Raw genomic sequence first — 6,131 nt, 5'->3', positions numbered from 1 at the left:
GGCCAGCAGGAAGCCAAGGCTCGCCATCGCGTTGGTTCCTCCGATACCGGCGGCTTTCCGAAGCCAGGCCTCTGCCTCGGCCTCATCATCGCGCTTGGCTAGCAGGATGCCGAGAGCGGTCATCGCGCCGGTGCTCCCGGCGTCGGCGCCTTTCCGGTACCAGGCCTCTGCCTCAACTTGATCACCGCGCCCCTCAAGCAGGATACCGAGATTGTGCATAGCGCCAGCGTCTCCGATGCCGGCGGCTTGCCGGTACCAGGCCTCTGCCTGGACCTGATTACCGCGCTGATTGAGCAGGACGCCCAGGTTTGTCATAGCGCGGGTGTTGCCGGCCTCGGCGGCTTGCTGATACCAGGTATTGGCCTCGGCTTTGTCATCACGCGCGGCGAACAGAACGCCCAAATTATGCATTGCGTTCGGGTTTCCGGCGTCAGCGGCTTTTCGGAAGAGGGTCAACGCAGTGGTGGGTTCAGCGGCGCGTCGGTAGGCGGCGGTCCCGACCGTGACCAGGGTTTCAGCGTCGCAGTCACGGGTTGCGTCGTGCCAGTAGGTTTCCGGGATGGGTCGGGGTGCGCGGTGATCTTGTCCGTCGTCGGCGGCGATGAGGTAGTCGAAGGCTCGGTAGCCGCGGGTGTCGGCGTCGATGTAGCTGGTGTGCAGTGCCGCAGTGCGACCCGCGCCCGGTGGTGGTGTGCGCGCTTCGGTGGCCGCGTCGAGCACGCTCGTTGGGGTGGCGTCGATGTGCGGGTGGGTTGATCGCAGCTGCCTGAAGGTGAGGTCGACGAGGACGGGTTCGGGGATCGGTTCAGTGCGGCCGATGCGGGCCCAGTCCACCGCGACCGCGATCACCGCATGCAGTTGGGGGTCAGCGGCGCGGGCGTCGTTGTAGCGGGCCAGCAGTTCCGGCGCGCCGGCCAAGACCTCACCCAGCCCATGGCCAGCGATTGTCTGATGTGGATAGGCACGAGCCGCGGCCACGTTCTCGGCGGGGTCGTCGCTGGTGGAAGCCAGGTCGATGGTCAGTGCTTGGTCCAGCAGCATTCGGGTCTCTTGCCGCAGCTCACCCTCCCTGCGCATTTGGGCGCGCATCTCCGAGCGCAGCGTCGCCACCGCCACCGTCCGCCCGCAGCGCGAGGACAACCGGGCCAATGCGGCGGGCGTCAGCGGAACCGCACCTGTGAGGTACTCGTGCAGGTCGTCGAGCCACACCACCAGGGTGTCGTCACTGTCGGCGATGCGCGGATGAGCGGTGAGTTCCCCAATGCCGTCAGAGACCGGCCACACCACTCGAGCGGAAGGATCGTAAGAGCGCACTGCTTCGAACAAGGTCCGGGTCTTACCCGCCTTCGAAGGGCCCACAAGGACCACCAGCTGCTCCCCGGCCAACGCCCGGGCCAGGCGTTCATCAACCATACTGGCGGTACGCGGCACATAGCGGTCGCGGCGCCCGTACTCACCCGAGCGCCCGAACACCGAACTCGTCGCCCCTAACTGGTACGGGTCCACCTCGCCAACCGTGCACAGGTCCTCGATCCCGAACACCTGGACCAGATCCCGTAACGGCCGCGACGAAATCCCCGGCACCGGAGGCCCGACGTATACATCTCCGTTGAAAGTGCTCCCGGATGCGGCGAAGCTCGTCCTGCCCTCGCTCGCGGCAGGGGCAGGTGGCGCAGGAGATCCGGGGGTCAGTCCCGCGCCGACGAAGGGCCCGGCGACCCCGTGAATCCCGCCCGAATCCCGCGGATCTCGGTGGCACCCTCGATCGTGGAATCGCTCACCCGCACCCCGTCACCAGTGGACACGACGTCAGCGATCGTCAACGCTGCCGACACCAGCCCGGCTACATCTACACCAACTACTGCCTGCGGGGCGTGCTGTTGGACCATCTCCAGCACTGCGGCCGCCGCCGATCCGAGCTCGGCATCGCCCGCGGCGCCAGCGTCCTCGAGATCCTCGGCCAGGGAGTCTTTCTTTTTCTCTGACTCCGGCTTGCGTTCCAACCCGGAGACGTCCACGTCGCTGTACTTGCGGGATATCAGGTTCTTTAACCCCGCGTAGGTGTCCTTGATCGCCTGCGCCGCGGTATCACTTACACCGGCGAGCGCGCCTGCTGCGATCGCCGAAACCACCACTGCCGTCACCGGGTCCATCCGGCGATCTTCCCATCCGCGACCACGCACCGCACCGATACACCATCCATCGCCACCACAGCTGTCCGAGGTGAGGCGCATCATGGGCCGGCTCTCACCGGCCACGGTTCGTAGACCACCACCGCGACACGTTTGCTGAACACTCCGCAGGAGAGGACGGCTTGGTCGGATGCCTCTGTGCTTGACACTGTTCATAAACCAATCATTTAATGAACATTGGCCGGTTCGCTCAATTCGCTGCTTCCCTCAACCAGCTGTTGGCGTCGAACCACGATCGCCTGCTGGAACAGGCCACGAGCCGACGGGGGGTCATGGGCAGCTGTATGAGACGAGACGTCGTGCAGGTTCAACTTGACCTCAACCATAATTGAGGTTTGATCATCTAGGAATGAGCATTTTGTTCCACAACACCATGCGGATAACCGACGGTCATCTCGAACAGTTCGAGGAGGCCGTACAGCGGGCGGTAGCGTTCGTCGAAGAGCATGGCCCACAACTGATGGTGCAGGTCTTTCTCGACGAGGACCGCGGGCTTGCACACAGTTTCCAGCTCTATCGCGATTCGGAGGCAGTGCTCGCACACTGGAAGTTGTCCGACCCCTACATCCGGGAGGTGATGGAGCACTGCAGCATTCAGTCGTTCGAGACCTACGGTGAGATGTCCGACGAGGTGCTCGACGGGTTGCGTGCTGGACCTGCCGGCGAGGTGGCGGTACGGCGAGCGCTCACCGGCTTCACTCGATTCTCGCCGAAGCCGGGGGCCTGACGGCGTTGGGGGCTCCCCGCCCAGCCACGCTGTGTTCAAGAACTGGTCGTTCTTGGACGGGTATCCGCTTCTAAAGATCGCTGAACAGCGATTATCAAGCCGCAACTGTTCAGGAATACATCAGTTCTTGAACAGCACTGGCGAGTTGCACCGAGTGCCAGCACGTCTATTCGGCGAAGCAGTCAACTCAGTCTGGCGCTGAGTTGGGCACCGAGTTCGCGAAAGCCCAGGGCGGACGCGACCCGTTGGGACTGCCGAGTGCGGGCCCGCCACTGGGGAAGCAGCCCTGCCTCCAGGGCGTGCGCCACTGCCGCAGAACCTGTCAGTCGCGCCAAGCCCCGGCCCCGGTTCCTGGGGGCAGTCAGCACACTCATGTGCGCAGTCCGACTCGGCCAGGTTCGATATCCGGCGGCTGCGACCACTTCGTCCTGAATCCGGATGACGAAGGCCGGGGAGGTGATATCGCCAAGACCGCTTTCCTCTGATTCGTCCTCACCCGCCAGAACTTCGAGCCGGCGTAGATCGGGATGCTCGGCAGAGATCCGGTCGACCGGCACCGAACCCGGTGCGGCCGCACGAAAATCGCGCTCGCCGAGGTAGGCCAACGTAGCCGGGCCCAGCACTTCGGCCAGAGGTAGCACGCGGCCGAGCATTTCAGGGTCCACGAGGTCCTCGACGGACAACTCTGCCATTGCACCGCGGATCGCCGCGACCGCGGACGCGCTGGGCGCTGTAACGATCGCCCGCCCCTGCAGCACAATGAAGCCGGTCCAGCCCTGTGGGCAGATCATCGCGCGGGGCGAGACCGCCACATCTACGGGGTCAGGCGAGGAAAATGAAACCGGCGCCGCGGCCAGTCCTTCCCAGAGAGCTTGGGCTCTTGTCAGCACCGAATTCGTTGGCATGGCCGCATTCTGCTCACCGCACGGCCCACGGTGCCATCGCATATCCCAGGCTCGGCCAGTACTCGATGCGAATCGGGCCGCCCGGGATGTAGGTCGTCACGAAGCCTTACCGTTGTTCACGAATCGGCCGTTTCCGAACAGTGAGTACTTGCCCATCATCGCTGACCAGCGATGATGATGGCCGAGTATGTCCAAAAATGCATCAATTTATGAACAGTGTGTGGCTCTATCCGTCTGGCCGCCGACGCCCATCGGGGCGGATGTCGGCGCTGGGCGCGGATGATCACTGTCGGCGAGGGTGTTTTTGAACTGGGGGCACTCGACCAGGGGCTGGTGGGTGCAGGTCGCTGCGTGGCGCAGACTGTCGCGCATCCGGGTCAGCCGCGCGATGTCGTGGTCCAGTTGCGTCGCCTTGACTGCGAGGTGGGCGCGCAGCTCGGTGTCGTCGGGTGTCGCGGCGAGGAACCGCTGGATCTGGGCGAGGGTGAAACCCGCTCCGCGCGCACAATCGATGAGCGTGAGCCGGTCGAGTACATCCGGTTCGAAGATACGGCGCAGACCGTTACGTCCGGCCGAGTGGATGAGGCCGCGTCGCTCGTAGAACCGCAGGGCAGAGGGCGCCAATCCGGACCGGTCGGCCACCTCGGCGATATCGAGCAGCTCCATACCTGTTCTCCTTGACTTGAACCATGCTTCAAGTAACAGGATAGCGGCATGAGCACATCGAATACGCCCGCCTCGGGATTGCATCCGCAGGTGCAGACATATCTGGATCGGATCTCACGCGCAGGCTTCGCGGAACTGCACACCTTCACTCCCGCACAGGCTCGCGAGGGACTACGGCGCCAGATCCCGATGCTCGCCGAGCCGGAATCGGTGGCCACGGTCGAGGATCGGACCATCGCATTGGCGGGCCACCAGGTTCCGATACGGATCTACACACCGGCCGGTGCGGCGCCCATGCCTGTGGTGCTGTTCTTCCACGGCGGCGGATTCGTCCTCGGCGATCTCGATACCCACGACGGCCTGTGCCGCAGCTTGGCCAATGGCGCCGCCGCCATCGTCGTCTCGGTCGACTATCCGCGGGCCCCCGAACACAAATTCCCCGCCGCACCGGACGTGTGTTTCGCCGCTACACGATGGGTCGCGGCCAACGCCGACAGCTTCGGCGCCGACGCAACCAGGATCGCGGTCGCCGGTGACAGCGCCGGCGGCAACCTCGCCGCGGTCATCACCCACATGGCCCGCGATCTGGGCGGACCGGCGCTGGCCTTCCAATTGCTCATCTACCCCGATACGGATTTCCGTCGCACCAACGACAGCATCCGGGAATTTGCGGGGAAATACGGGAACATCACTCGCGCGGGCCAGCATTGGTTCATGGACAACTACCTGACCAGCGAGGAAGAAAAACTCGATCCGCGTGTCTCGCCTCTCTTGGCGACCGACCATCGCGGACTACCGCCGGCCCTGGTCATCACCGCCGAATACGACGCCCTCCGCGACGAGGGCGAAGAGTACGCCGCCGCACTGGCCCGCGCCGGTGTGCCGACCGAAGTCCGCCGCTACCCGGGAATGATCCACGAATTCCTACGCCATCCCTTCGACGACAGTGGCACGGCGCGATCCGAAGCCGCCGCCGCACTACGCAATGCGCTCACCGCGGTTTCCGAGGCACGGTAGAAAGCCCGCCCCGACCCCGAGGCGTGCCGGCGGGTCGGCCGGCGCAGTCGGCCCGGCCGGTACCCCGATCTGAGGCAATTCCTCGGCGTGACTTTCACCGTCAACCTTCCGGAGCCCTATCCGGCGCTTCCGACTGACCACTGGCGGCTGAGCAGGGCTGGTGGCCATCCAGCGCTCCAACCCGTATCGCACTATCCATGCCGAGTGTTCATAAAAAGACATTTCATGGACGGAAAACCATCAGAAACTATCGTTGACCAGCGATGATCTTGCTCTGAGCGTCCAAAAATGCATCAATTCTTGAACGCTCCTGTTCGAAGGGCGTTCTCGGGTTGTGGAGGAAAGTCGAGCCCTGCTGGCCCACTGACGAGCGCTGTGTCGGCCCGCCGTTCAATTCCGGTGTCGCAGTTTCGCTGAGGTTCAGGTCTTGCGGGAAAGTAGTGTCCGCAACTGTTCGAGGTGGTCGCGGAAGCGGAAGCGCGCGGTATCGGGGCCATCGCCACTGAGAATTCGTTCGAAGCCGGTGAGGGCCTGCTCGTAGAGCGGGATTGCTTCGGTGGTGCGGCCGGCAGAGCTGTAGGCGCCGGCGAGGTTGCTGCGCGCGACCAGGGTGCTGGGGTGGTC

Annotated in this window: 7 protein-coding genes; 2 read left to right on the top strand and 5 right to left on the bottom strand. The window is 64.4% G+C overall.

The window, feature by feature from the left end:
- Together ON38_RS34350 and ON38_RS34345 are read right to left on the bottom strand one after the other, a co-directional pair.
- Positions 1 to 1,542 (bottom strand): tetratricopeptide repeat protein (locus ON38_RS34350; RefSeq protein WP_157181897.1); only part of this gene is annotated, 1,542 nt, incomplete at its 3' end.
- 146 nt (positions 1,543 to 1,688) lie between these two features.
- Positions 1,689 to 2,153 (bottom strand): Het-E N-terminal domain-containing protein, encoded by a 465-nt coding sequence (locus ON38_RS34345; RefSeq protein WP_051165176.1) that lies wholly within the window; start codon positions 2,151 to 2,153, stop codon positions 1,689 to 1,691.
- Between the two features lie 388 nt (positions 2,154 to 2,541).
- Here ON38_RS34345 and ON38_RS25780 point away from each other — a divergent pair, with 388 nt between their 5' ends.
- Positions 2,542 to 2,919: a hypothetical protein gene (locus ON38_RS25780; RefSeq protein WP_039827607.1), complete on the top strand. Its 378-nt coding sequence runs from the start codon at positions 2,542 to 2,544 to the stop codon at positions 2,917 to 2,919.
- 182 nt (positions 2,920 to 3,101) lie between these two features.
- Here ON38_RS25780 and ON38_RS25775 read toward each other — a convergent pair whose 3' ends face one another.
- Entirely contained in the window at positions 3,102 to 3,824 is a 723-nt protein-coding gene (locus ON38_RS25775) for a GNAT family N-acetyltransferase (protein ID WP_039827609.1), read from the bottom strand.
- A 207-nt stretch (positions 3,825 to 4,031) separates the two neighbouring features.
- A complete protein-coding gene (locus tag ON38_RS25770) occupies positions 4,032 to 4,490 on the bottom strand; it encodes a MerR family transcriptional regulator (protein ID WP_051165175.1) in 459 nt (152 codons plus the stop codon).
- A 48-nt stretch (positions 4,491 to 4,538) separates the two neighbouring features.
- Between ON38_RS25770 and lipP1 the strand changes: the two genes are divergently transcribed.
- The gene (lipP1, locus tag ON38_RS25765; RefSeq protein ID WP_039827606.1) at positions 4,539 to 5,507 is read left to right on the top strand and encodes a LipP1 family hormone-sensitive lipase; all 969 of its coding nucleotides are present in this window, start codon (positions 4,539 to 4,541) and stop codon (positions 5,505 to 5,507) included.
- A gap of 420 nt (positions 5,508 to 5,927) precedes the next feature.
- Here lipP1 and ON38_RS25760 read toward each other — a convergent pair.
- Positions 5,928 to 6,131, bottom strand: a 204-nt coding sequence (locus ON38_RS25760; RefSeq protein WP_039827605.1) for a tetratricopeptide repeat protein, incomplete at its 5' end; no start/stop codon positions are given.

This window comes from Nocardia testacea NBRC 100365, from assembly GCF_000308775.1.
Lineage (GTDB): Bacteria > Actinomycetota > Actinomycetes > Mycobacteriales > Mycobacteriaceae > Nocardia > Nocardia testacea.
The sequence above is the reverse complement of the archived record's forward strand: the minus strand, read 5'-3'. Positions and strand labels throughout refer to the sequence as shown.

Excerpts from the sequence above, each read along its gene's own strand:
- ON38_RS34345 (WP_051165176.1), bottom strand. The coding sequence starts at position 2,153 with ATGGACCCGGTGACGGCAGTGGTGGTTTCGGCGATCGCAGCAGGCGCG.
- ON38_RS25780 (WP_039827607.1), top strand. The coding sequence starts at position 2,542 with ATGAGCATTTTGTTCCACAACACCATGCGGATAACCGACGGTCATCTC.
- ON38_RS25775 (WP_039827609.1), bottom strand. The coding sequence starts at position 3,824 with ATGCCAACGAATTCGGTGCTGACAAGAGCCCAAGCTCTCTGGGAAGGA.
- ON38_RS25770 (WP_051165175.1), bottom strand. The coding sequence starts at position 4,490 with ATGGAGCTGCTCGATATCGCCGAGGTGGCCGACCGGTCCGGATTGGCG.
- lipP1 (WP_039827606.1), top strand. The coding sequence starts at position 4,539 with ATGAGCACATCGAATACGCCCGCCTCGGGATTGCATCCGCAGGTGCAG.